Source organism: Pseudonocardia lutea (assembly GCF_042658055.1).
Lineage (GTDB): Bacteria > Actinomycetota > Actinomycetes > Mycobacteriales > Pseudonocardiaceae > Pseudonocardia > Pseudonocardia lutea.
This window is the reverse complement of record NZ_JBHSQK010000117.1, coordinates 1-23626: the sequence shown is the minus strand read 5'-3', so window position 1 is coordinate 23626 and position 23626 is coordinate 1. Positions and strand designations below refer to the sequence as shown.

The 23626-nt window shown below is 70.4% G+C and carries 23 protein-coding genes; 5 read left to right on the top strand and 18 right to left on the bottom strand.

Annotation, left to right across the window (positions count from 1 at the left end; genetic code table 11):
* Positions 1-220: 220 nt before the first annotated feature.
* From ACFQH9_RS30995 to ACFQH9_RS30965, 7 genes are all read right to left on the bottom strand, one after another.
* Positions 221-1774, bottom strand: a complete 1554-nt coding sequence (locus ACFQH9_RS30995) for a class I adenylate-forming enzyme family protein (protein ID WP_379571820.1) — start codon at positions 1772-1774, stop codon at positions 221-223.
* A gap of 2 nt (positions 1775-1776) precedes the next feature.
* Complete coding sequence (locus ACFQH9_RS30990) at positions 1777-3105, bottom strand: MFS transporter (protein ID WP_379571818.1); 1329 nt, start codon at positions 3103-3105, stop codon at positions 1777-1779.
* A 212-nt stretch (positions 3106-3317) separates the two neighbouring features.
* On the bottom strand, positions 3318-4421 hold the full coding sequence (locus tag ACFQH9_RS30985; protein ID WP_345382686.1) for an LLM class flavin-dependent oxidoreductase: 1104 nt from the start codon (positions 4419-4421) through the stop codon (positions 3318-3320).
* Positions 4422-4478: 57 nt separating this feature from the next.
* Positions 4479-4883, bottom strand: a complete 405-nt coding sequence (locus ACFQH9_RS30980) for a nuclear transport factor 2 family protein (protein WP_379571816.1) — start codon at positions 4881-4883, stop codon at positions 4479-4481.
* A 28-nt stretch (positions 4884-4911) separates the two neighbouring features.
* Positions 4912-6066, bottom strand: a complete 1155-nt coding sequence (locus tag ACFQH9_RS30975) for an LLM class flavin-dependent oxidoreductase (protein ID WP_379571814.1) — start codon at positions 6064-6066, stop codon at positions 4912-4914.
* Between the two features lie 38 nt (positions 6067-6104).
* Positions 6105-7217, bottom strand: a complete 1113-nt coding sequence (gene ribB, locus ACFQH9_RS30970) for a 3,4-dihydroxy-2-butanone-4-phosphate synthase (protein WP_379571812.1) — start codon at positions 7215-7217, stop codon at positions 6105-6107.
* Position 7218: 1 nt separating this feature from the next.
* A complete protein-coding gene (locus ACFQH9_RS30965) occupies positions 7219-7716 on the bottom strand; it encodes a flavin reductase family protein (RefSeq protein WP_379571810.1) in 498 nt (165 codons plus the stop codon).
* 261 nt (positions 7717-7977) lie between these two features.
* Between ACFQH9_RS30965 and ACFQH9_RS30960 the strand changes: the two genes are divergently transcribed.
* Genes ACFQH9_RS30960 through ACFQH9_RS30950 form a run of 3 tightly spaced genes read left to right on the top strand, consistent with a single transcriptional unit; the run spans position 7978 to position 10066 of the window.
* A complete protein-coding gene (locus ACFQH9_RS30960) occupies positions 7978-8454 on the top strand; it encodes a nuclear transport factor 2 family protein (protein WP_379571808.1) in 477 nt (158 codons plus the stop codon).
* Positions 8451-9302, top strand: coding sequence for an enoyl-CoA hydratase-related protein (locus tag ACFQH9_RS30955; protein ID WP_379571806.1), 852 nt, complete (start codon positions 8451-8453; stop codon positions 9300-9302). Before ACFQH9_RS30960 ends, ACFQH9_RS30955 begins: the two co-directional genes overlap by 4 nt.
* Positions 9299-10066, top strand: a complete 768-nt coding sequence (locus ACFQH9_RS30950; RefSeq protein ID WP_379571804.1) for an enoyl-CoA hydratase-related protein — start codon at positions 9299-9301, stop codon at positions 10064-10066. Before ACFQH9_RS30955 ends, ACFQH9_RS30950 begins: the two co-directional genes overlap by 4 nt.
* A 31-nt stretch (positions 10067-10097) precedes the next feature.
* On the opposite strand, the gene ACFQH9_RS30945 is transcribed toward ACFQH9_RS30950, so the two are convergent.
* A complete protein-coding gene (locus tag ACFQH9_RS30945) occupies positions 10098-10793 on the bottom strand; it encodes a TetR/AcrR family transcriptional regulator (RefSeq protein ID WP_379571802.1) in 696 nt (231 codons plus the stop codon).
* A 115-nt stretch (positions 10794-10908) separates the two neighbouring features.
* Between ACFQH9_RS30945 and ACFQH9_RS30940 the strand changes: the two genes are divergently transcribed.
* Together ACFQH9_RS30940 and ACFQH9_RS30935 are read left to right on the top strand one after the other, a co-directional pair.
* Positions 10909-12591, top strand: coding sequence for a class I adenylate-forming enzyme family protein (locus ACFQH9_RS30940; RefSeq protein ID WP_379571800.1), 1683 nt, complete (start codon positions 10909-10911; stop codon positions 12589-12591).
* Positions 12588-13268 carry a carboxymuconolactone decarboxylase family protein gene (locus tag ACFQH9_RS30935; protein ID WP_379571798.1) on the top strand — a complete coding sequence of 227 codons (681 nt, stop codon included), beginning with the start codon at positions 12588-12590 and terminating at the stop codon, positions 13266-13268. The genes ACFQH9_RS30940 and ACFQH9_RS30935 overlap by 4 nt, the downstream gene beginning before the upstream one ends.
* A gap of 40 nt (positions 13269-13308) precedes the next feature.
* Here the strand turns inward: ACFQH9_RS30935 and ACFQH9_RS30930 are convergent, their stop codons facing one another.
* From ACFQH9_RS30930 to ACFQH9_RS30885, 10 genes are all read right to left on the bottom strand, one after another.
* Entirely contained in the window at positions 13309-14139 is an 831-nt protein-coding gene (locus tag ACFQH9_RS30930; RefSeq protein ID WP_379571796.1) for a mycofactocin-coupled SDR family oxidoreductase, read from the bottom strand.
* A 296-nt stretch (positions 14140-14435) separates the two neighbouring features.
* Positions 14436-15380: a PDR/VanB family oxidoreductase gene (locus tag ACFQH9_RS30925; RefSeq protein WP_379571794.1), complete on the bottom strand. Its 945-nt coding sequence runs from the start codon at positions 15378-15380 to the stop codon at positions 14436-14438.
* A complete protein-coding gene (locus ACFQH9_RS30920; protein WP_379571792.1) occupies positions 15377-16405 on the bottom strand; it encodes a phosphotriesterase family protein in 1029 nt (342 codons plus the stop codon). The genes ACFQH9_RS30925 and ACFQH9_RS30920 overlap by 4 nt, the downstream gene beginning before the upstream one ends.
* The gene (locus ACFQH9_RS30915) at positions 16402-17211 is read right to left on the bottom strand and encodes an HpcH/HpaI aldolase family protein (RefSeq protein WP_379571790.1); all 810 of its coding nucleotides are present in this window, start codon (positions 17209-17211) and stop codon (positions 16402-16404) included. Before ACFQH9_RS30915 ends, ACFQH9_RS30920 begins: the two co-directional genes overlap by 4 nt.
* Positions 17208-18323, bottom strand: coding sequence for an amidohydrolase family protein (locus ACFQH9_RS30910; protein WP_379571788.1), 1116 nt, complete (start codon positions 18321-18323; stop codon positions 17208-17210). The genes ACFQH9_RS30915 and ACFQH9_RS30910 overlap by 4 nt, the downstream gene beginning before the upstream one ends.
* Positions 18320-18814: a Rieske (2Fe-2S) protein gene (locus tag ACFQH9_RS30905; RefSeq protein WP_345382673.1), complete on the bottom strand. Its 495-nt coding sequence runs from the start codon at positions 18812-18814 to the stop codon at positions 18320-18322. The genes ACFQH9_RS30910 and ACFQH9_RS30905 overlap by 4 nt, the downstream gene beginning before the upstream one ends.
* On the bottom strand, positions 18811-19998 hold the full coding sequence (locus tag ACFQH9_RS30900) for an alpha-hydroxy acid oxidase (RefSeq protein ID WP_379571785.1): 1188 nt from the start codon (positions 19996-19998) through the stop codon (positions 18811-18813). Before ACFQH9_RS30900 ends, ACFQH9_RS30905 begins: the two co-directional genes overlap by 4 nt.
* Positions 19995-21143, bottom strand: coding sequence for an amidohydrolase family protein (locus tag ACFQH9_RS30895; protein WP_345382671.1), 1149 nt, complete (start codon positions 21141-21143; stop codon positions 19995-19997). Before ACFQH9_RS30895 ends, ACFQH9_RS30900 begins: the two co-directional genes overlap by 4 nt.
* A gap of 10 nt (positions 21144-21153) precedes the next feature.
* Entirely contained in the window at positions 21154-22413 is a 1260-nt protein-coding gene (locus ACFQH9_RS30890; protein WP_379571782.1) for an MFS transporter, read from the bottom strand.
* 374 nt (positions 22414-22787) lie between these two features.
* Complete coding sequence (locus ACFQH9_RS30885) at positions 22788-23501, bottom strand: GntR family transcriptional regulator (RefSeq protein ID WP_379571780.1); 714 nt, start codon at positions 23499-23501, stop codon at positions 22788-22790.
* Between the last annotated feature and the right edge of the window lie 125 nt (positions 23502-23626).

Genomic DNA, 23626 nt, shown 5'->3' with positions numbered 1-23626 from the left:
CAGGGATCGAACCTGCGACCGCTCGGGTGTAAAGCGCGCACTACCTCCCTCTCAGGCCGTCTACCAGCAACAACGCTGGCACGTAAGGCCTCTCCAGCCCCTCCCGCAGCACCATTCAACGAGATTTCGTGTCATGAGTGGCGTCATGCCGACAGCTCGTATCACCCGCTGGACATCGTGCGCCGTCTGAAGCTCATACGAGCTTCGCACAGATGAGCGGTCAAAGCTCCCGCACGATTACTCGCCCACTTCCGGTTCTCGGGAACGAGGCATGCTGCCGAATCTCGTCCGGGACGCCACGACGGCCGAGGTGCTCGCGACACCAGGCGCGGAAGCTTCTCTCCTCATAGCCGGCAGCCGGGATCACGTGCGCGACGACGACGGCGTCGAGGGTCTCGTCGGGACGGGCCGTGACGGCGACGTCGCGGACGAGCGGGCAGGCCTGGAGATCGACCTCCAGCGCGTAGGTCGAGATGTTCTCCCCGCCACGTCGGATGATGTGCATGCCGCGGCCGCGGAACTCGAAGCGGCCGTACGGGTGCCGGACCATGATGTCGCCCGTCCGCAGCCATTCGCCGTCGACGAGGGTCGCGGCGGTGGCATCGGAAGCGTCGAGGTAGCCGAGCATGAGCGTGTTGCCCGGGCTCCCGCGGACCCACAGCTCCCCCGGCTCGCCGTCCGGAGCCTCGGAACCGTCGTCGCGGACCAGGCGGACGCCGTCGACGCCGAGGAACGGGCGCCCGATCGTTGCGCGGTCATCCAGTTCCCACGGCGACCCGCCGAGGACGCCGGTCACGGACTCGGTCTGTCCGTAGATCTGGCGCATGTGGATTCCGGGAACCAGCCGGTCCCACTCCTGCCAGTCCGCGCTGCTGAGCGTCATTCCGTAGTGGACGGCACGAAGCGGGCCCGGGTCGACCGGTCGTCCCGAGCCGACGGCGCGGTGCAGCGCCATCCGCATGGGCGGGGCAACCATCGAGGCGATCGTGGCGCCGGTGCGGCGGGCGGCGTCGAACCAGGTGCTCGCGCTGAAACGTGGCACGATCGCGATCGAGCCGCCCGTGACGAAGGGCGGGGCGCACAGGTAGAGCTGCGCGTTGGTGTGGAAGAACGGCGAGCAGAGGTAGTGCCGGTCGGTGCTCAGATAGCCGCCGTTGCGCGCGAGTCGTTCGGCGGACATGACGTAATTGCGGTGCGTGAGCTGCACCAGCTTCGGGGCGCCGCTGGTGCCGGAGGTCGGCAGCAGCCCCGCGACGAGGTCGGGCGTGGCGGACGGGGGCTCGCTGCCCGCTGTGCCGAGGGCGGCGGGACAGGCGGTGGTCCACAGCTCCTCGTCGGTCGGGACCAGTAGCCGCGTCGGCACCTCTGCCCGGGCGATGGCGTCGGCGACGAGGCCGGCGTTGGACACAGCCGCGACGACGGCGACCGGCCCGGTTGCCCGGAGGGCCCTCTCGACGGCGAGCAGCCCGGAGTCCGGGTCGATCACCTGCACGATCGCGCCGTTGGCCGGGATCGCCAGCCACAACGCCACCGTCAGTGGGCTGTTGGGCAGGGCCAACACCACGCTTCGCCCGTCCTGCACGCCGATCCCCGCAAGTCGGTGCCGAAGGCCGTGGACATCGGTGGCGAGGCGCTCCCAGGTCACCGTGCCCGGCTTCGCGGGTCCAGCAGGGTCGCGGAGATGGACCAGGGCGGGCTCTTCGGGCCGCAGGGCCGCCCACTGGTCGAGCAACCTGTGCAGGGTGCGGTCCGAGCTGACGTCGTGTCCGGCCATTCTCAGTCTCGCAGGGCCTCTCGGTGGGCCGCTGTTCCCCGCAGCGCCAGCAGGGTCGCGAGCGTGATGAGGCTGCAGGCGATCGTGTACCAGGCCGCGGCCAGCGAGTTGCCCGTCGCCGAGACGACCGCGGTGATGATGAACGGGGCCGTCCCGCCGAACAGCGCCACCGACACCGCGTAGGCCAAGGAGACTCCGGTGACCCGGGTGCGCGTCGGGAACCGCTCGGACAGCAGCGCCGGTAGCGGTCCGCCGACCAGGCCGATCAGCACGCCGGCCACGACGAGGGCGACCAGAGCGGCACCGAAGCCGCCGCGGAGCATGAGGAACAGCGGGTAGGACAGCACGAGGGTGCCGACGGTGCCGACGAGCATCACGGCGCGACGGCCGACGCGGTCCGACCACGCACCCGCGAACGGGACGACCAGACCCGCGACCGTGCCGTTGATCAGGGTGAGCACGTAGGACTGCTCCAGTGACATCCCCAGGGTCTTCGACAGGTAGGTCGGCATCAACACCATGAACGTGTAGCCGGTGCAGGAGTAGACGACGACGATCCCGACCGTGGTCAACACCTGCCGCAGCAGCCCCGGTTCCCGCGCGCTCACTGTCGCGGGCGTCGACGTGACGGGTGACGCGCCAGTCGCGGCGCGGAACGACGGTGTCTCGTCGACCCGCATCCGCAGGTAGAGCGCGATGAGGCCCATCGGGGCGGCGACGAGGAAGCCGATGCGCCAGCCCCAGGAGGCCAGGGCGTCGTCGGGGAGGACGGCGATCAGCACGGTGGCCATCCCGGCCCCGAACACGAACCCGATCACCGTGGTGAAGAACGACCACGAGCCGTAGAGCCCACGCCGGCCTGGCGGCGCGTACTCGGCCATCAGCGACACCGCACCACCGAACTCCCCGCCCGCCGCGAGTCCCTGCACCACCCGCAGCACGGTGAGCAGCAGCGGCGCCCAGACGCCGATCGTCGCGTAGGTGGGCAGGACACCGATCAACGCCGTGGCCCCGGACATCAGAGTGATGATGAGGACGAGCACCGGACGACGGCCCGCCCGGTCGGCGAAGCGGCCGAACACCGCCGCTCCGACGGGCCTGAGGAAGAACGCCAGGGCGAACAGCGAGAAGGTGGCCAGCAAGCCGGCCACACCGTCGCCGGTCGGGAAGAAGAGCCCAGCGATGACGGGCGCCATGTAGCCGTAGAGCGCGTACTCGTACCACTCGACGAGATTGCCGATGGAGCCCGCGACGAGCGCACGCCGCGAGGCGCGTACATCGATGACCTGGCTCGTGGGTGTGGCGTCGTTGGTGGCCGCCATCTCGGTCATGGTGTTCTCCGCTGTCGGGCGCCGTCAGGCGGCGGTGCTGTCGGTGACAGGGTCGAGGACACGCCCCTCACGGTGGTCCGGGTCGGCGTAGCCCTGGTCGACGTGGTCGGGAGTGGAGGGGCTCGGTGTCGATCTCGTCGAACTCGACGTGGCGATGGGAGGAGCGGGTGGGGCGGGCCTGACCTGGGACCCGCCCCCGCACCTGCTCGTACTCAGCGGCCCGAGGAGCTGAAGGGCAGCTGGATCTTCGGAGCGACCTCCTGCGCGATGAGCTGCAGAGACTGGAACCACGGGGACGGGTCGTCCATGTAGTCGTGGGACTCGACCTGCAGGGTGCCCCACCCGCCGGTGAACTCGTAGAGCGTGTTGAGCTTGTCGATCACCGTCTCCGGGGAGCCGACGACCCACACGTTGTCGCAGATCCACTCGAGGTCGACGTCGCCCGGCTCGGCGCCGGCGTCCTTGATGTAGCCCTCGAGCATGCCGAAGCGCTCCCAGATGGGCCACAGGTACCGCTCGAAGGCGTACCCGATGCCGCCCTCCATGGCGAGCTTCTTGGCCTCCTTGTCGGTGTCTGCGACGAACACCGTCTGGGAGACGTGGTACTTCGACCGATCCGGGGTGTGACCGTTCTCCAGGGCGGCCTTCTCGTAGGTCTCCCAGTGGGTCTTGAGGATCGAGGACCCGGAGTAGATCGAGACCGGCATGAATCCGCGCTCACCGGCGAACCGGATCGACGGCGAGTTCACCGACAGCCCGGTCACGGCGATGTCGAGCTTGCCGCCCCAGGGGCTGAAGTCGGCGAGCTTGTGGTCGTCGTGGCCGAGGCCGTCGTCGACCTCCTCCGGGTAGCCGGCGTTCCAGAACTCGCCCTCGTGGAAGAACGGCTCGCGCTTCCAGATCTTCTCCATGATCTCGAGCGACTCGCGGACCCGCTTCGGGTTGTTCTGCAGGTCGGTGATGCCGTGCAGGTACGACGCCTGCGGGTACGCCCCCGCGCCCACACCGAGGAAGTAGCGGCCCTCGAGGATCTGGGACAGCCAGCCCACCTGGATCGCCAGGTCGGCAGGGTGGTGGTGCGGAAGCAGATGGGCCATCGGAGCGAACTTGATCCGCTCCGTCTGCGTGGCCGCCGCTGCGATGACCAGCTCCGGGGTGGGGATGCACTCCCACTTCTGGGTCGCGTGTTCGGCCACCATGAACTCGGTCAGCCCGGCCTGGTCCGCCTGACGAGCGTTCTCCAGCGCCCACTCGAAGGTCTGCCGGCTGGTGCGCTCCGGGCGCATGTACGGGATGTGGATGAGACCGGAATCCATCTGTTCTGTGCTCCTCGTTGCTGGACGTCGTCGTTCAGGTGCGGGGTTTCCGGAGGGTCAGCCGCCGAAGAAGATGTCCTTGGCGTGCTGGGTGTCGAGGTACTCGTGCACCTCGGCGATGCGCCCGTCGGGCGCGACGCGGAACAGGAAGTGGCAGCGCGGGTCGTAGACCCGCCCGTCCTTCAGCTCCGCGTACGAGTCGGCCTCGACGGCCACGGAGTCGCCCTCGGCGACCATCGAGCGCGGAGTGATGCGCAGGGGCGCCTTGTAGACGTCCGCCACGCCACCGATCAGCTGTCCGAACCCGGCCTTGTCGTAGGAGCCGGACATGCCCTCGAGCTTCCCCGAGACCCACCAGGTGACGTCGTCGGTGAGGGCGGCGAGGGTCTTCTCGGGGTTCCCCTCGGAGAAGATCTCCAGGAACCGGGTGACGGCGGCCTTGTTGTCCTCGGTGCTCGGCATCGTTGCCTCCTCGGATGAGCGGGACGGATCAGACGAGGGTTCCGTCTGGGGCCTTGCTGGAGAAGCGGGGGGCGACCTCCTCGGCGAACCGGACCAGCTCGGCGTTCTGTCGCTCCGGCTCGAGGTGCCCCTGGCCGAACATGAGGAAGCACTCGTCGAACCCGAGCCGCTCGTGGGCCTGCTCGATCTGCCTCGAGATGTCGTCCGGGGTCCCGATCAGGACGTTGGGGAACTGCTGGCCGTGCGGGATGAACCACTTGTCCCAGAACCAGCGGTGCTCCGCCTCGAGCTCCTGCGCCTCCGCCTTCGAGTCGGTCAGGATCAGGAACCCGCCCCAGGCACCGACGTCCTCCCGCTTCACGTCCCGCCCCGCCTTCTTGGCGGTCTCGGTGTAGCGGTTCCACAGGGCGTCGCAGAAGTCGAGGTCGTTGGCGAACACGATCTGCTTGCCGCCCTCGCGGGCCCACATGTCCACCGTGCGCATGGAGTAGGCGAACGCGCCGTAGAGCTTGGGGTGCGGGTCGGTGTAGGGACGCGGCGCGATGCCGATCTCCCGGACGACGCCGTTCTCGTCCTGCCCGGCGCCGAACTCCGCGTAGCCGGGGTGACCGGCCGAGCCGCCCTCGGGCGGGTACTCCCAGTACTTGCCCTTGTGCGAGAACATCGAGTTCTCCCAGGCCTTCTTCACGATCTGGACGGACTCCTCGAAGATCTCGCGGTTGATCGCGTCCTGCTCGTTCTTGGCCTTGGCGTGGGTGACGTTGGTGGCCCCGATGCCCCGGACCGCGGCGTAGGCGTCGACCCAGCGGGCGTGGTAGCCGCGGGTGAACCCGACGATCAGCCGGCCCCGCAGCATGTGGTCGAGCGTCGCGATCTCCTCGGCGACCCGGACCGGATTGTGGGTCGGGAGGACATAGCCGAGGATCCCCGCCTTGAGCCGCTGGGCGTGCAGGCCGACATAGGCGGCCAGGATGCCCGGGTGGTTCGTGATCTCGAAGCCCTCGATCTGGAGGTGGTGCTCCGGCGAGCAGTAGGCGTCGTAGCCCAGTTCGTCGGCGAGCTTGATGTAGCCGACCATCTCCTCGAGGAACCGCTGGTAGAGGTCACCGCGCTGGCCGGCCATGCCGGCCTCGAGCTCGTGCCGGCGTCCGATCACGCCGGTCTGCATCAAACTGAATCTCACAAGAGCCGTCTCCTCGGTGGTCTTCTCCGGTGCAGGTGTCAGGCGACCTCGCCGGACGGCGTGCCCGGACGGGCGATCCGGACCGTCTCGCCGAGCAGGCCCCCGAGGGCCGCTCGGACCGGTGCGGGATTGTGCAGGTGCCGGATCGACCGGACACCCAGGTCGTCGAGGACCGCCGCCACCAGTGCGGAGTCCAGGGGGCCGCAGAGCGCCTCCAACCTGCCGATGCAGGCGCCCTGTTCGCGCAGCGCGCGGTGCGGGTCCGCACCGGAGCGCAGGTAGACGATCACTCCGCAGCGCGTCACCGCCACCTCGCGCATCGCGGCGTCGAGCCTGCGCGCGCAGCCGCAGCGCACGGACCCGAACACATCGCCCGGCAGGCATTCGACGTGAATGTGCACGGGGACGTCCGCCGCCGCGGCGACCTCCCCTGCGACCAGTGCGAGGTGCTCGCCACCGTCCGGGACACCGCGGTACCCCACCGCGTGGACCGTCCCGCTCACGGTCGGCAGGCGAGCCGCGGTGACCCGCTCGACCCGGGTCTCCTGGCGCCTGCGGTACGCGACGAGGTCCTCGATCATAATCATGGCGAGGCCGTGCTCGGCGGCGAAGTCCAGCAGCTCGGGACGCCGCGCCATGCGACCCGGCTCCCGGGTGCTGACGATCTCGCAGAGCACGCCCGCGGGACGCAGCCCCGCGAGGCGGGCGAGGTCCACCGCGGCCTCGGTGTGCCCGGTCCGCTCGAGCACTCCACCCGGCCGGGCCGCAAGGGGCACGACATGCCCCGGCCGGACGAGGTCGCGGGACGTCGAAGCCCGCGAGGCGAGAACCCGAGCGGTGCGGGCCCGGTCGCGCGCCGAGATCCCGGTCGAGACCCCGTCCGCCGCGTCGACCGTGACCCGGTACGCGGTGCCGAAACCGTCGGCGTTGGTGTGGTGCAGGGGCGGCAGGTCCAGCCGCTCGCAGTCCTGCTCGGGCAGCGCGACGCACACGAATCCCGAAGTGTGGCGCACCACGAACGCCATGGTCGCGGTGTCGACCAGGTCCGCGGCGACGATCAGGTCGCCCTCGTTCTCCCGGTCCTCGCTATCCACGACGACGACCGGGCGACCCGCGGCGATCTCGGCCAGGGCCTGCTCGATGGTGTCCATCTCACACCGCCACGAGCTGCCGGAACTGGCTGCCGTGGAACACCAGCGGTGCGGCGCCCGGCTCGGCGTGCATCCCGTGCACGGCAAGCAGCACCACAGCGTGGTCGCCCGCCGGGACCTCCGCGTACACGGAACAGTCCAGCCACGCGACGGCGCCGTGCATGAGCAGGCCCCCCTCCGGGGTCTCGGTCCACTCGAGGCCCGCGAAGCGGTCCCCGTCCTTGGCTGCGAGCTGCCCGGCGGCGCCGCGCTGGTCCTGGCCCAGCACGCTGATCCCCAACCGCGGGAGGTCACGCAGCCGTGGCCAGGTGGTCGAGGTGTTCTGCACGCACACCGACACCAGGGCCGGGTCCAACGACACGCACGTGAAGGAACTGGCGGCCATGCCCACGGGCAGGCCGTCGTCCAACGCACAGACGGCGGTGACACCGCTGGGGAAACACCCGTAGACCTGCCGCAGCCGGGCGGGGTCCCCGGTCACCTTCTCGAGCTCGATCATGCGGCTCCTCCCCTTCGAGGTGATGCCTCGTCGCTCGACGACGGGACCGAAGCTATCTACACCGACGTAAACTGTCAACGCTCTCGTAACTCGGGATCGTCCGACCGGGTCGTCAGCCCGAGATCAGCCGCCCGACACTCATTGCGCGTTTACATTCATGTAGATACGGTTGCCGCCGACCGCGCACAGGGAGGTGGCGGCCAGGAGGCGTCCGGGGACGCCCACGCATGCCCCTCCCGCACGAGATCCGGAGGGTCCCCTGTGACGACCACGCAGAAGTCCAGCGAAACGCTCGTCGCCGAGCTGGTCGAGACCGAGAAGGTCCACCGTCTGCTGTTCGACTACGCATTCCACCTCGACATGAACCACCCCGACGAGATCGCGGCGCTGTTCACCGAGGACTGCTACGTGGCGTACGGGCCGAACTTCGGCGCCGAGGGCCGCGCCGCCTACCGGGAGACGCTCTCGGGGATCGGCAGCTTCTTCGCCGCCACCAGCCACCACGTCTCGAACATCGTCGTGGACTTCGGCGACGACTTGAGCACGGCCACGGTGCGTTCGGTGCTCTACGCCTGGCACAAGTACACGAAGGACCGCCCGGACGGTCACTTCTTCGGCCAGTACCACGACGAGCTGGTCAAGGTCGACGGCGAGTGGCGGTTCGCCCGTCGCGAGCTGCGCGCCTCCGGTGTCGTGGACTTCCACGTCAAGCAGCAGATCCCGATCGGCCGCGCGTGAGCCAGCTCGCGAGCGAACCCTCGGCTCAGCGCGACCTACCCACGTACCGCGACATCCGCGTCGAGCACGCGGGCCCGATCTCCTGGATCGTGCTCGCCCGGCCTGACAAGGCCAACGCCCTGTCCAACGCCATGCTCGACGAGTTCTCCGACGCACTGGCCCGGCTGACCGACGCCGGCGGGCCTGTCGTCGGGATCCGCGGCGAAGGCAGGGGGTTCTGCGCCGGCTACGACGTCGACCAGGTCGGCAAACCGAAGGCGGCCGACCCCGTCGCCGACCGGGAGCGCCTGGCCCGCAACGTCGCCCGCTACCTGGCGATCTGGGACCACCCGAAACCGGTGATCGCGGCCGTGCACGGGTACTGCATCGCCGGCGCGACGCAGCTGTGCGTGTTCTGCGACCTCACGATCGTCGCCGAGGACGCCCGCATCGGCGAACCCGCACTTCCCCTCGGCGGCGGCTACATCGCGCCGCTGTGGGCCCCGCTGGTCGGGCCGAAGCGCGCCAAGGAGCTCGCCTTCCTGCCGGGCAACGCGATCGACGGCCGCACCGCCGTCGAGTGGGGCTGGGCCAACCAGGCGGTGCCCGCGGACCGGGTCCAGGCCACCGTCGAGGGACTGGCCGCGCGGATGGCGAAGATCCCGTCCGACGTCCTGCGCATCAAGAAGCTCTCGATCAACCGCACGATGGACGCCATGGGCGTGCGCACCGCCGCCGCCCAGGTGCCCGAGATGGACGCGCTGCTGCACCTGTCCCCGTCGGTGCTGCAGCTGCGCGAATGGATCGGCGAGGTCGGCCTCAAGACGGCCATCGCCGAGTTCCGCACACCACCGGAGGAACGCACATGAGCATCGGGTTCACCAAGGACGGCCACGTCGCCCGGGTCACGCTCGACAACCCCAAGGCGCTCAACGCCATCTCCCCCGCCATGGACGACGCGTTGCTCGCCGCCTGGACCGAGATCGACGCGGACCCCGACATCTGGGTGGCCGTCCTCGACGCCACCCCCGGGAAGGCGTTCTGCGCGGGCGCGGACGTCTCCGGCGGCACCGACCGCGACGGGCGGATGGCCCTGGGCGGCGGCCTGACCGGTGTCGGCGGGCCCCGCTACGTCCTGCGCAAGCCGCTGATCGCCGCCGTGCATGGCTACGTCATCGGCGGCGGCTTCGAGCTGGCGATGTGCGCGGACGTGATCGTCGCGGCCGACGACGCCCAGTTCCTCATCCCGGAGGTCAAGGCCGGGATCATCGGCGAGTCCGGGATCCTGCACCGCGCCGTGCGCAGGCTGCCCCACCACGTCGCCATGGGCATGATCCTCACCGGCGACCGGCTCCCCGCCACCAAGGCCGAGCAGTACGGCCTGGTCAACGAGGTCGTCCCGGTCGACGAGCTCGCCTCCGCGGCGGACCGGTGGGCCGCGAAGATCATGGCCTGCGCGCCGCTGGCCGTCCAGGCCGCGAAGGACGCCGCACTGCGGGGTCTGGACATGTCCTTGGAGCAGGCGCTCGGTACCCGCTACGAGCCCATCGAGGCCTACGCGGGCACGAAGGACCAACTCGAAGGCCTCGCGGCGTTCGCCGAGAAGCGCAAGCCGGTGTGGACCGGACGGTGAGTCCGCGATGACCTCGGCCGGGCTGCGCCGCTCAGTCCTGGTGGCGCAGCCCGTCGAAGAAGATCGCCGAGAACGTCTCGACGGTCTGCTCGGCAGTGTATTTCCGGTCCCCCGGCTTGAACCAGCGATGCGTCCAGTTCACCATCCCGAAAAGGGTGCGAACCACCAGAGGAACGGACAGGTCGGACCGAAACTCGCCATTCTTGATGCCCTCCGCGATGAGGTCCGTGACGATTCCCTCGAAACGACGGGTCTTACGGACCATCTCCTTCGCCCACGGCGTGGACTGGAAGGCGACCTTGCCCATGTCCTCCTGGATGTAGACGTAGACGTACGGGTAGTTCGCCTCGTACGACGTGATCTGCAGCCTGATCAACATGCGGAGCTTCTCGTGCGCGCTGATCTCCAGCCCGGAGATCCGGACGGCCTCGGCGAGGTTCTCGTCGAGGACCTTCTTCGCCGTGGCCTGGAAGACCTCCTGGAAGATCTCCTCCTTGCCCGCGAAGTAGTAGTAGATCGCGGCGCGGTCGGTGCCGAAGCGGGCGGCGATGTCGTTCAGGGTGGCCGCCTCGAAGCCCTTCTCCTTGAAGACGTCCCCGGCGATCTGCAGCAGCTCGCTGCGCTTGGCCTGGTAGGTGGCGCTGCCCTCGATCTGTGCGCTGCGCCTGCGCTTCGACAACCCGCTGCCCGCCGCGGACTCCGGTGGACGCCGGGTGGGAGAAGCCATGTGGCGGACGATACCACCGCGTTTGCCGGAAATGTTCCCCGGCCGCCGCAGTAATGGAAGAATGACCACAATTCGTGCAGCCGTACGACGGCGCGTGAGAAGTTCAGGAGGACCCATGACAGCGTCGGCCGACCGCACCGCGCGGTGGACGGAGGCATCCCCCATCGCCGACCTGCTCGTCCGCGCCGCCACCGAACACCCCGACCGGGCCGCCCTCGTCTTCCCGACAGCGCGGGTCAGCTACGCCGACCTCCTCGCCGGGGCGCGCCGCGTCGCCCGTGGCCTGCTCGGTCTCGGGGTCCGGCCCGGCGAGCACGTCGCGCTGCTGGCCCCCAACGGGGTCGAGTACGTCGAGGCGTTCTTCGGGGTGAGCCTGATCGGCGCGGTGGTCGTGCCGCTCAACGCCCGCCACCGCGCCGCGGAGCTCGGCCACGTGATCGACGACGGGGACGTCGTCGTGCTGCTCACCACGGCGGCCGAGGGCCAACACAGCGACCTCGCGGGGGCCCTGCGCGAGGGGCTGCCGTCGCTGACCGACGCCGCGGACCCCACCGCCCTCGACCTTCCCGAGGCACCCCGGTTGCGCGCCGCCGCGCTGCTCGCCGGCGAGTCCAGCCCCGGCTTCCTCCCCCGGTCGCGGTTCGACGCCCTCGCCGACGGCGTTGATCCCGCGCAGGTCGACGTGCTGCGCGCCCGGGTCCGGCTCCGGGATGTCGGCGCCATCATGTACACCTCCGGCACCACGGCCAACCCCAAGGGCTGCGTGCTCACCCACGAGGCCATGACCCGCGGCCCCGTCGAACGGGCACGCCACCGCTTCGGCACCGGCGACCACGACGTGACCTGGTCCCCCGGCCCGCTGTTCCACATCGGCACCCTCTCCCCGTTCCTCGGGGTCATCGGGTCCGCCGGCACCTTCGTCACCGACGTCCACTTCGACCCCACGCGCGCGCTCGAACTGCTCGTCCGTGAGCGCGTGACGGTCGCGTTCCCCTGGTTCCCCGCCCTCGTCCAGCCGCTGCTCGACCACCCGAAGTTCGACCCGGCAGCCCTGTCGGCACTGCGCTCGCTGCTCCTCATCGGCCCCAGCGTGCTGCTCGAGCGCGTACAGACGCTGCTACCCGGGTGCGAGCTCGTCGCCGCCTGCGGGATGACCGAAGCCGCCGGAATCTACGCGGTCAGCGACCGGGAGGACGACGTCGACCTGAGGTCCCGCGCGCAGGGCAAGGCCTGCCCCGGCATGGAGATCCGGATCATCGACGTGGAATCCGGAGCCGACGTCGGACCGGGGGTGATCGGCGAGATCCTGCTGCGCGGCTACTCGGTGATGGAGGGGTACTACCGCGCTCCGGAGAAGACCGCCGAGGCGCTCGACGCCGACGGCTGGCTGCACACCGGCGACCTCTACAGCTTCACCCGCGAAGGCCAGGTCGCCTTCCACGGCAGGCTCAAGGACATGCTCAAGGTCGGCGGGGAGAACGTCGCCGCCGTCGAGATCGAGTCCTTCGTGGCGCGCCACCCCGCCGTGGAGTGGGTGGAGGTGGTGGGCCGCCCGGACCCCCGGCTCGACGAGGTCCCGGTGGCCTTTGTCGAGATCAGGGCCGGGCACACCGTCACCGAAGCCGAGCTCCTGGACTTCTGCGCGGGCCGCATCGCCCGCTACAAGGTGCCCCGGGCCTTCCACTTCCTGACCGCGGACGAGTGGCCCCGATCCGCCACGAAGATCAACAAGAACGAGCTGCGGGCCCGCGTCGCCGCGCCGGCGGCACCGCTCGCCGAGGTGGGAAGCACCTCGTGACCACACGACTGCGACGCACCCTGGTCACCGTCGCCGAGGTGCGGGAGGCCGCCGAGTCGCTCCTGGAACCGGTTCCCGACGGACCCGACCTCGACACCCTCTCGGCCGCGCTGATCCGACTCGCCGTCCACGCCTCGGTCTGCACCCTCGATCCCGCCGGCATCGACGACGCCACCTGCCGGGCGCTCGACGCGGGCGCGACACCCCAGCAGGTCCAGGAGACCCTCGTCCTGGTGTCGGCCCTCGGCGTCCACACCCTGATGGAAGGCACCCGGCGCCTCTCGACGATCCTGCGCGAGCGCGGGACGCCGGCCGCGCCGATCGACGAGGAGCGGGCCGGGCTGCGGTCCCGCCTGCAGGGCGACGCCCCCTACTGGGCGGACTTCGACCGCGAGATCCCGGGGTTCCTGGACGCCCTGCTCGAGCACTCCCCCGACGCCTACCAGGCGTTCTTCGCCTACTGTGCCCTGCCCTGGCGGAACGGGACCGTCCGCGGGCGGCTCAAGGAGCTGATCGCGATGGCCTGCGACGCCACGCCCACCCACCGGTACCTGCCCGGCGTCCGACTGCACCTGGCCAACGCCGTCCGCCTCGGTGCGGGACGCATTGCGGTCCGCCGGGCGCTCGACATCGCCGCCGCGGCCCCCTCCCACCCAGGAGTGCCCGCAGCGGAGTGAGACGGCCGGGTGCGGGCAGGCTGCCCGCACCCGGTCCCGCTCACTTGACCAGGATGCCCGCGTCGACCGGCAACTGGACACCGGTCACGTAGCGCCCGGCGTCCGAGACCAGGTAGACGATCGCGTTGCTGATGTCGACCGGGTCGACGGCGTCGACCGGCAGCGAGTTCAGCACCAGCTTCGCGAAGCCGGAGTTCTCCGCCATGTACCGCTCGACCACCGCGTTCTCCACCATCGGCGTGTGCACGCCGGTCGGGTGCACCGTGTTCACCCGGATGCTGTGCGGCGCAAGATCCACCGCGAAGTTGCGCATCAGACCGACCACACCGTGCTTGGCCGCCGTGTAGGCGTCCATCGCCAGGCTGCGGTTCGCCGCCGACTTCGACGCCGCCGTGGAGGCGGTCAGCACGATCGCCCCGCCGTTGCCCGCCTCGATCATGATCGGCGCCGCGGCATCGACGGTGTTCCACACCCCGGTCAGGTTCACGTCGATGGTGTCCTGCCAGAACTGCCGCCGCTCGACCGGATCGGTCGGCTCATCGAGCGTCAGCGCGTACACGCCGGCGTTGGCGCACACGATGTCGAGCCGACCCAGTTCGGCCACACCCGCGTTCACGGCCTCACGCAGCGCCACTCCGTCCCGAACGTCCGCCACGCTCGCGACGATCCGCCGGTCCAACGCCTCGACGAGGCGGACGGTCTCCTCGAGGTCCTCCTTGGTCGCCATCGGGATCTCCACCGACGGGATCTGCGCGCAGATGTCGACCGCGATGACGTCCGCGCCCTCCTCGGCCAGCCGTACCGCATGGCTCCGTCCCTGGCCCCGCGCCGCCCCGGTGACCAACGCGACCTTGCCTTCGAGCACTCCCACGGATTCCTCCTCCTCGTCGAGGTGATACCCGAGGACGCTATCAACGTCAGCGTAAATCATCAACGGTAACGTAAACGCGGCGAACGAGGCTGGTCCGAGGTCAACCGCACCCAGCACAGCCCCCTGATCGACACGCTCGCGGCCGAGACGTTGGGGCCTCCCGGAACGGGACGGCGGCGCACGTCCGCGCCACGGGCGAGCTGCTGATGCGCCGGCTGGACTCGCTGGGTTCTGGGGACCCGGACACGCCGAAGGCGCCCCGGGGTCCGGGGCGCCCGGCGGGGTGAGGCGGCTCGTCAGAGGTCGAGGACGAGCCGGGGCGATCGGGAACGGGAACAGCACGGCATCATCACCTCGCCGGAGGCCTGCTCCTCGGCGCTGAGGTAGGAGTCGCGGTGGTCCGGCTCCCCCTCGAGGACGTAGGTCTCGCAGGTCCCGCAGGTGCCCTCGCGGCAGGAGGTCGGCAGGTCCACCCCCGACGCCTCGATCGCCTCGGCCAGGGTCTGGTCGGCCGCGACGGTCAAGGTGATGCCCGAGGCGTCGAGCTCGACCTCGAACGGGATGTTGGCCCCCTCGAGCGCACCCTCCTTGGGCCGGAACCGCTCCAGGTGCAGTGATCCTGCGGGCCAGCTCGCGCAGTGCTGTTCGACGGCGTCGAGCAATACGCCGGGTCCACAGCAGTAGACCGCGGTGCCCGCGACGGGGGTGCCGAGGATCGTGGCCAGATCGAGGAGGCCGTGGGTGTCCTGCGGCCACACCATGACCCGCTCGCCGTAGGCTGCGAGCTCCCCGCGGAACGCCATCGTGGACTCGTGGCGCCCGCCGTAGAACAGCCGCCACGGCTTCCCGGCGTCCTCACAGGCCGCGATCATCGGCAGGATCGGGGTGATCCCGATGCCGCCCGCGATGAAGAGGTACTCGCTCGCGTCGACCAGGGCGAAATTGTTCCGTGGACCTCGGCACACGACCTGGTCGCCGACGGCCAGCCGCTCGTGGACGTGAGCCGAGCCGCCACGGCTCTCGGGCTCCCGCAGGACGCCCAGCCGCCAGTGGGACAGGTCGGTCGGGTCCCCGCACAGCGAGTACTGCCGCTCCAGGTCCGGGCCGAGGACGAGGTCGACGTGCGCGCCCGGCTCCCAGGCCGGCATCTTCTCCCCCACCGCGGGCTCCAGGCGCAGCAAGACGATCCCGTCCGCCTCGGCCTCGATCGCCGCGACGACCGCGGTCAACTCCTCCGTCACGGCCCGAGCACCTTCGCGGCCACGGCCTTGGTCGCCTCGGCGTCGCCGGTGAGCACCTGCACGGGGTTGACGACCATCATCTGGGTGATCTGGTCCTCGGTGACCCCGCGCTTGCGCAGCTCGGGCAGCACGTAGTCGGAGATGCGGTGGTGGTGCCAGTTCGGGGTGTACTTCGCGCGCCACGACGGCGGGGTGTTGATCGAGAAGAACCCGGCGTCGTGCGAGATCGTGATCTTCTCCGCGTAGCCCTGCTCGAGGAGCTTCGCGAGGGTGTCGACGCGGGACTCGTCGTCGAGCACGAACTCCATGCCGAAGCGGTCCATACCGATGAAGGAGCCGTTGTCCATCAGCTCCTTGAGGTAGTCCAGGTCCGTGGAGTCGCCGCTGTGGCCGATGACGGTGCGCTCCAGGTCCACACCGTTGGCCTTGAACCACTTCTGCTGGTCGCGCCCGTTGGCGAAGTGGACGTTGGTGTGGGTGGAGATCGGCACGCCGGTCTCAGCCTGCGCACGGGCGGCGGCGCGGTAGACGCGGTCGAGGTCGGGAGTGATGCCGTGCTCGTCGGTGACGATCTTGATGATCCCGGCCTTGACGCCGTCCGTGCGCGGGATGCCCTTGGTGATGTCCTCGACGAACATCATCTCCAGCACGTCCGGGCCGCCGAGGGTCTTGCCGACGAGCCCGTCCGGGCCGTGGGTGTGGAAGTACGTCGGGAGGTCCTTGGCGGTGTAGTAGCCGGTGGCCACGACGATGTTCAGGGGCACGCCCTCGGCGAGGCGCTGCACCGTCGGGATGTCGCGGCCCAGCCCGAGCACGGTCAGGTCGACGAAGGTGTCGATGCCCTTGTCCTCGTGCAGCGAGGTCAGGCTCTTCCGGGCGCGGGCGAAGATCGCGGCCTCGTCGTACTCCGGGTGCACGATGTTCTGCTCGAGCTCGGGGTTGCGGGCCATGATGTGCTCGTGCATCAGCGTGGTGCCGATTTGCGTGCTGTCGATCGGGCCACGCAGGGTGTTGACGGTGCTCATGCGGTGGCATCTCCTTCGATGTCGCTGGTGGGGTGCGTCAGGGCGTCGCGGCGGGCACGGGCGGCGGCCAGGCCGGCCTTGAGGAAGCCGACGTCGGAGCCCGCGGTGACCATGCGGAAGCCCCGGTCCGCCTCCGTGGTGGGGTCGCCGGTGATCCCGGCGGCGATGCCGGCCGTGGCGCAGGCGGCGACGATCTCGGCGACGGCGGCGCGGTGCCGTTCGTCGCGGGGGCCGGTGACCGGGTCGAGGCCGAGACTCACGGCGAGGTCACCGGGCCCGACGTACACGCCGTGCACGCCGGGGACCGCGGTGATCTCCTTCGCCCGGGCGACACCCTCCGCGGTCTCGATCATGACCAGGCACAGCACCTGGCCGTTGACGGTGGCGGGATCCGGCCCGAGGCCGTACGCCGACCGGGTCGGCCCCCAGCTGCGCACCCCCAGCGGCGGGTAGTGCGCCGCCGCGGCCGCTCGGCGGGCGTCCTCGGCGGACTCGACGTTCGGCACGATGATCCCCTCGGCGCCGGCGTCGAGCGCCCGACCGATCAGCACGGGGTCGTTGGTCGCGACCCGGACCAGCGCGGTGGTGCCGGTCCGGGCGGTGGCCCGCAGCATCTCCACTGGGCTGGCGAGCCCGCCCACGCTGTGCTGCTGGTCGAGGTAGAGGTAGTCGAACCCGGCCATCGCCAGGGTCTCCGCGACGTGCGGGTCGCCCGTGTGGCAGGCCAGGCCGACGGCCGTCCCGCCCGATTCCAGGATTCCCCGCAGCCGGTTCGGGTGGGCCTCGACGGTGACGGCGTAGCTCATGGCGTCGGCTGTCCCAGCGCCTTGTCGAGCCGGTACCAGTCCCGAGCGGACTCGTGCATCACCTTGGACCGCATGGACTCGGGCATGACGCTCAGCACCCGGGCGAGGTCGTCGGTGTGCAGGTGCGGGTAGTCCGTGGCGAACATGAGGACGTCCTCGGACCCCAGCCACTCGATGATCCGGCGGGCGTGCGCGTCCGGGCCGAGGTCGGCCGGGGCGATCGAGAACCGGAAGTGGTCGCGGATGATCTCGGTGGGCAGCCGGTCGACCCACGGGATCTCGCGGCGCAGGCCCTTCCACTTCTTGTTGATGCTCCAGCTCCAGGTGGGCACCCAGGCGAAGCCGCTCTCCAGCATCGTCACCCGCAGCCCGGGGAACTTCTGGAAGATCCCCTCGTAGATCAGGCTGGTCAGCTGCGCACCGTAGACCTGGATCTCCGCCGCGTACTCCTCCGCGTACCAGGAGGCGTAGCCGGTCGGGGAAGGCGCGTCCTCCGAGGTCCCGCCCCAGGCCAGGCCCATGACCAGGTCGTGGCGGGTCATCGCCTCGTACACCGGCCAGAACACCCGCTGCCCGTAGAGCCGCTCCGAGCGCACCGGCATGGTGACCTGCACGATCCGCGGATGCGAGCCCACGCGCTCGATCTCCGCCGCGGCCGCGGCGGGGTCGCGCGCCGGGACGACCATGGACCCGACGAGCCGCGGGTCACGGTCCAGCCACTCGGCGATCAGCCAGTCGTTGACCGCACGGGCCAGCGCCGGGGCCCAGTCCGGGTGGCGCAGCGAGTCCACCCCGTAGGCGGTGTTGACCAGCGCGACCTCGGTCCGCCACGGGTCCAGCACGTGCTGCTGCAGGTCCTCCAGGCGGGACGCCGGGGGCCGGCCCTCGGGGCGCCACTCGTCCCGCGCCGTCGTCGGTGCGTTCGGCGGGTACGCCAGCGCCTGACCGTTCGGGCCCTTCCAGCCACGTTCCTGGGCGCCCTGCACCCACACCGGGTCGGTGTAGGGGAACAGGGCCTCCAGCGACGGCGGGGTGGCGTGGACGTCGCAGTCGATCACGGGGCCGGTCCACACGGCGTCGCGCGTGGTGCCGTGGAGCAACGGAGCGGTCACTTCGCACCTCCTCGTGCGGGCCGCAGGGACAGCACGATGTAGTCGGACTCGACCGTCACGTCGACGGTCTCGGCGGTGTACGGGCCGGGGATCCGGTCCAGCTCGCCGCGCTCGAGCGCGGCCTGCACCTCGTCCGCGCCCTCGAGCGCGACGGGGAACGACCGGGCCCGCATCCGCGGGTTCCAGTAGGACCGGCCGTCCTCCACGTCGAACTCCCAGTTGTGGTACGGGCAGGTCACGAACGTCTGGCCGGTGTCGAGACTGACCTCGCCGGGCACCGGCGAGTCGATCTGGTTGACCACGCCGCCCTCGCACAGCGGCGCGCCGAGGTGCGGGCAGCGGTTGAGCATCGCGTAGAAGCGGCCGTCGATGTTGAACACGCCGATCTCGCGGCCACCGGCCTGGACGATCCGACGCTCCCCCGGTGCGATCTCGTCCACCCGGCCGACCACGAAACGGGTCGTGCGCTGGGTCCTCTCCGTGGTGGTCATGCGGCCTCCAGCCAGCTCGGGTCGAGGTCCGCCACGGCGGGGCAGCCCAGCAGCCGCATCGTCCGGACCATCTCGGTGCGCAGGTTCTCCAGCACGCGCTCGACGCCCGCGGTGCCCGCCGCGGCGAGCCCCCAGGCGGGCAGCCTGCCGACGAGCACCGCGCGGGCGCCCAGCGCCAGTGCCTTGAGCACGTCGCTGCCGCGGCGGATCCCGCTGTCCAGCAACACCTCCGCGTGCTCGCCGATGGCCTCGACGACCTTCGGCAGGGCGGTGAGGGTGGCCGGGGAGCCGTCGAGCTGGCGGCCACCGTGGTTCGACACGATGACGGCGTCGGCGCCCGCGTCGACCGCCCGCCGCGCGTCCTCGGGCGTGATGATGCCCTTGACCACGAGCGGGCCGTGCCAGTTCTCGCGCAGCCAGCCGAAGTCGGCCCAGGTCGGCGAGTGCGAGCCGGCGCCGCCCTTGGTCATCTCGGTGAGCACCATCGGCTTGCCGTCGACGGTGACCTCGGCGGTGTTGGGGATCTCGAACGGCAGCCCGTCGAGCAGGTACCGGATCAGCCAGGCGGGCTTGGGCAGCAGCTGGGGCGCGAGCTTCACGGCGTTGCGGGCGTTGACCCGCATCGAGTAGCTGAAGCCGTTCTTGTAGTCCCGGGACCGGAAGCCCGCCACGGCGGTGTCCACGGTCACCACGAGCGCGGAGTAGCCCGCCGCCGCAGCCCGGCCGACCAGGTGCTCCATCGTCGACTGGGAGGAGAACCGGTAGAGCTGGAACCACTGGGGCCCGTCGACCGCGGCGATGTCCTCGAGGGTGTAGCCGGCCGCGGAGCTGGCCACGTGGATCGAGCCGGCGCGCGCGGCGCCCGTCGCCAGCCCGAGGTCGCCGTCCGGGTGGACCAGGCGCATCCCCCCGCACGGGGCGGTGAGCACCGGCAGGTCGATCGGCGTGCCCAGCACCTTCGTCGACAGGTCCGGCTCGTCGACCCAGGTGGCCATGCGCGGGGCGAACGCCACGTCCTCGAACGCGCGGGCGTTGCGGCGCAACGTCACCTCGCCCTCGGAACCGCCGTCGACGTACTCCCGGATGCCTCGCGGCAGGACCCGGGCCGCGGCGCGCTGAGCGTCCGCGGAGTCGAGCAGCCGGGCGGCCCGCCTGCGGCGCGTGGCCTCGACCAGCGCGCTCACGCCGGGATCCCGTGCCCGGGCCGCAGCGGGATCTTGTAGAGGGCGCTCGCGTTCTCCCCCAGGATCCGACGGCGGCGCTCGATCGGCATGGTCTTCGGCACCGACTCGTGCGGGGAGTCGAAGTCCCAGTGCGGGTAGTCGGAGGAGAACATCAGCCGGTCCGCGAAGCCGGACTCCTCGAACATCGCGTATACGTCCGGCACCCAGGCCGGCTTCTCGGGCTCCTCGATCGGCTGAGTGGAGAACCAGAAGTGCTCGCGCAGGTACTCCGAGGGTTTCCGGGTCAGGTGCGGCAGCTCGTCGCGCAGCTTGTCGAAGGTCGCGTCGAGCCGCCAGGAGAACGGCACGGCCCAGTCCCAGCCCAGCTCCAGCAGCGCGATCTTCAGCTTCGGGAACCGCTCGAACACACCCTCGAAGACCAGGCTGGACACCATCGAGATCGGAAGCACCGCGAACGCCGCGTGCATCTCGGCGTAGAAGTTCTGCCGCCCCGCGCCGGTGGGCTGACGGCCCATGCCCGGCACGTGGAAGCCCAGCGGGATGTCGTAGTGCTCGCACGCCTCGAAGATCGGCCAGTAGCGCTGCTTGCCCAGCGGGTCCTGCCCGGCCGGCGACATCAGCACCTGCACGTAGGAGTCGCCGTTCGGGCCCTCCTTGCAGCGGACGATCTCGTCCGCGGCGCCCGCGAGGTCGCGGGGCAGGGTGATGCTCGCCTTGAACCGGTCGTCCGCGCCCGCCCAGGTGTGGGCCAGGGCGTCGTTGTAGGCACGATAGATCGCGAACGCGCACTCGTAGGGCATGTTCGCCCCGCCGTGGGTGATGATGTAGGTCTGCGGGCAGGTCAGCACCACGGCAGACATGTCGTACTTGTCCACCACCTGCTCCACGGCCAGGTGCGGGTCCACACCGACCCGCCCGTGCTCGTCCACTGCGTCGAGCCGGTGGGTGAACTCGCGCTGCGAGGGCGACACCCCGCCGCCGAAGCTGCCCAGGCCGTAGCGCGCGATGTAGTCGCGCCAGCGCTGCGGCAGGTGCTCGGCCACCTGCGGGTCCGTCGGCAGGGGCATCGGGTGGAAGTCGGTGTCGATGATGCCGAGCTTCTCCTCGACCGGGGTCTCGGCCGGGCGGACGTCGGTGAGGGTCATGGTTCGCTCCTTACAGGGCGCTGCGGCTGGTCTCGGCGGCGAAGAACACCGCGACGACCGTGAGCAGGCAGGTGGCGCCGATGAACAGGGAGATCCCGGTCGTCCCACCGGTCGCGGCCAGGATGGACGCGCAGATGAGTGGGGCGAAGCCCCCGCCGACGGTGCCGGCGATCTGATAGCCGAGGGAGGCTCCGGTGTAGCGCTGGGTCGTGGGGAACAGCTCGCCGAGCCACGCCCCGAGCGGGCTGTAGACGATGGCATGGGTGAACGCCGCCAGCGAGATGCCCAGATACATCGCCCCGACGCTGCCCGTGTCCATCAGAGCGAACATGACCGGGAAGCTCAGCGCCTGCAGGACTGCACCCACGCCGACGATCACGCGGCGACCCCAGAGATCCGAGAGGTAGGCGAAGACCGGCTGGAACACCAGCCCGATCGCCGCCGAGACGAGGACCGCGTTGAGGATGTCCGCGCGCGGGAAGCCCTCGGTGATGCCGAAGCTGACGATCCAAGTGCCGTAGACCGCACTGGCCGCGAACGCACCGAGCACCAGCGCGATCGACAGCAGCAGGTTCTTCGGGCGGCGGAGGACGTCGAGCAGCGGCACGCGGGGCTTCTCCCCCGCCGCCTGCTCCGCCCGCTCGCGGGCCTGCTTGAAGATCGGGCTCTCCTGGACCCCGAGCCTGATCCACAAGCCGATCACCACCAGGACCGCGGAGATCAGGAAGGGGATACGCCAGCCCCACGTCATCAAGGCGTCCCCGGTCGCGGCGGAGGCCAGCGCGAACGCGCCGTTGGCCAGCAGGATGCCGCCGTAGAGACCCATCTGCGCGACCGAGCTGGACAACCCCCGACGCCTGGGGGCGTGCTCCATGCTCATGAGCACCGCGCCGCCCCACTCACCACCCGCGGAGACCCCTTGGATCAGCCGCATCAGCACCAGCAGCAGCGGTGCCCAGAGGCCAATTGCCGCGTAGGTGGGGAGGAGGCCCACGAGGGTGGTCGAGACGCCCATCAAGACGATGGAGAGCACGAGCATGCCCTTGCGGCCGACCTTGTCGCCGAAGTGCCCCCAGATGATGCCGCCGATGGGCCGGGCGATGAAGCCCGCGGCCAGGGTGGCGAACGAGGCGAGGGTACCCGCGGTGGAGCTGAACTCGGGGAAGAACAGCTTGTTGAACACGGCCGCGGACGCGATGCCGAAGAGGTAGAAGTCGTACCACTCGATCACGGACCCGAAGAAGCTCGACAGGAGCACTCGGTTCCGCATGCGGCGGCTGGATTGCTGGGCGGGATCGACTGCCGGAGTGCCGTCGGCACTGCGGGCAGCGATCTGCGAGTCGGTCACCGTCGACCTCCGTGGTGGGAGCACGACCAGCGGAGCGCTGATCGTATATTCTCATGCTGAAGAATATACGTTCTCTCGGAGCGCTGTCCAGAGCCTGCGACCTGGGTGCCTTCGCGACGGATCCGGCGGAGCTCGACGTCCGTCGACGCCCCTTCGCACGCGGCCCTCGCCGGCACGTGTGCCCTGGGCGGCGATGAGGGCCGCCCCCGCGCCCCCGGGAAGATGCACTCCCTCGGCACCGCATCGACCCCACGGCGGGGCGCTCGGGTGCTTGCTCCGGGTCGGCTCCCGACGGGTCAGCCGGCGAGGCGGCCCGCACCCCGAGGGGTCTGCGGCGCGTCCGGCTCGCCCCAGAAGTCCAGAGAGTCCAGCCACTGCATGAGCAGGTCGCCCGTACCGATGAAGTGCTCCTTGGCAAGCAGGCGTGCCTGGTCGACGTCCCCGGCGGCGATGGCGTCGATCAAGGGGGTGTGCTGGGCGCGATTCACCTCGGACCACCCCGGCACGACGTGAAAGTTCTCCGGGAACTGCAAGGGGACGAGCCTGCTCGCCGCTCTGGCGAACCACTCCAACTTGGGCGCGTCCGCGATCACCGACACGTAATGGTGCAGCGCCGAGTTCAGTGAGGTGGCCAGGTGCCCGTCGGACGGGTCTGCGCCGCGGATCTGCGCATCCAGCTTCCGCAGCTCGTCCACGTCCCGGGCCGTGGCCCGGGTGGCGGCACGTGCCGCGAGCTCGCCCTCGGCGGTGCCCCACATCAGATAGGTGTCCTCGACGTCCTTACGGCGGACCGCCGACACTCGGAAACCCCGGTTCGGCTCGTGGGTCACCCAGCCGTCCTGGGTCAACAGCAGCAGCGCCTCTCGAACCGGCGTCACACTCACTCCGAGCTGTTCCGCCAGCTGGCCGAGTCGCAGAGGCTCGCCCGGCTGCACGGTGCGGGCCATGATCTGGTCCCGGATCGCGCTCGCGACGTTGCCGCGCAGCTGCTCCTTGCCCGTCCGACCCACGTGCCGATCCTACCGAGCCACCCGATCGCCGACAGTGATGGTGCGACGACGCAAGGTCGACCCTTCCCGAGCTCGTAGCCGCATCCGGATGACGCCCCATGGCGTGGTGTAGCTCGTGAGCGGCG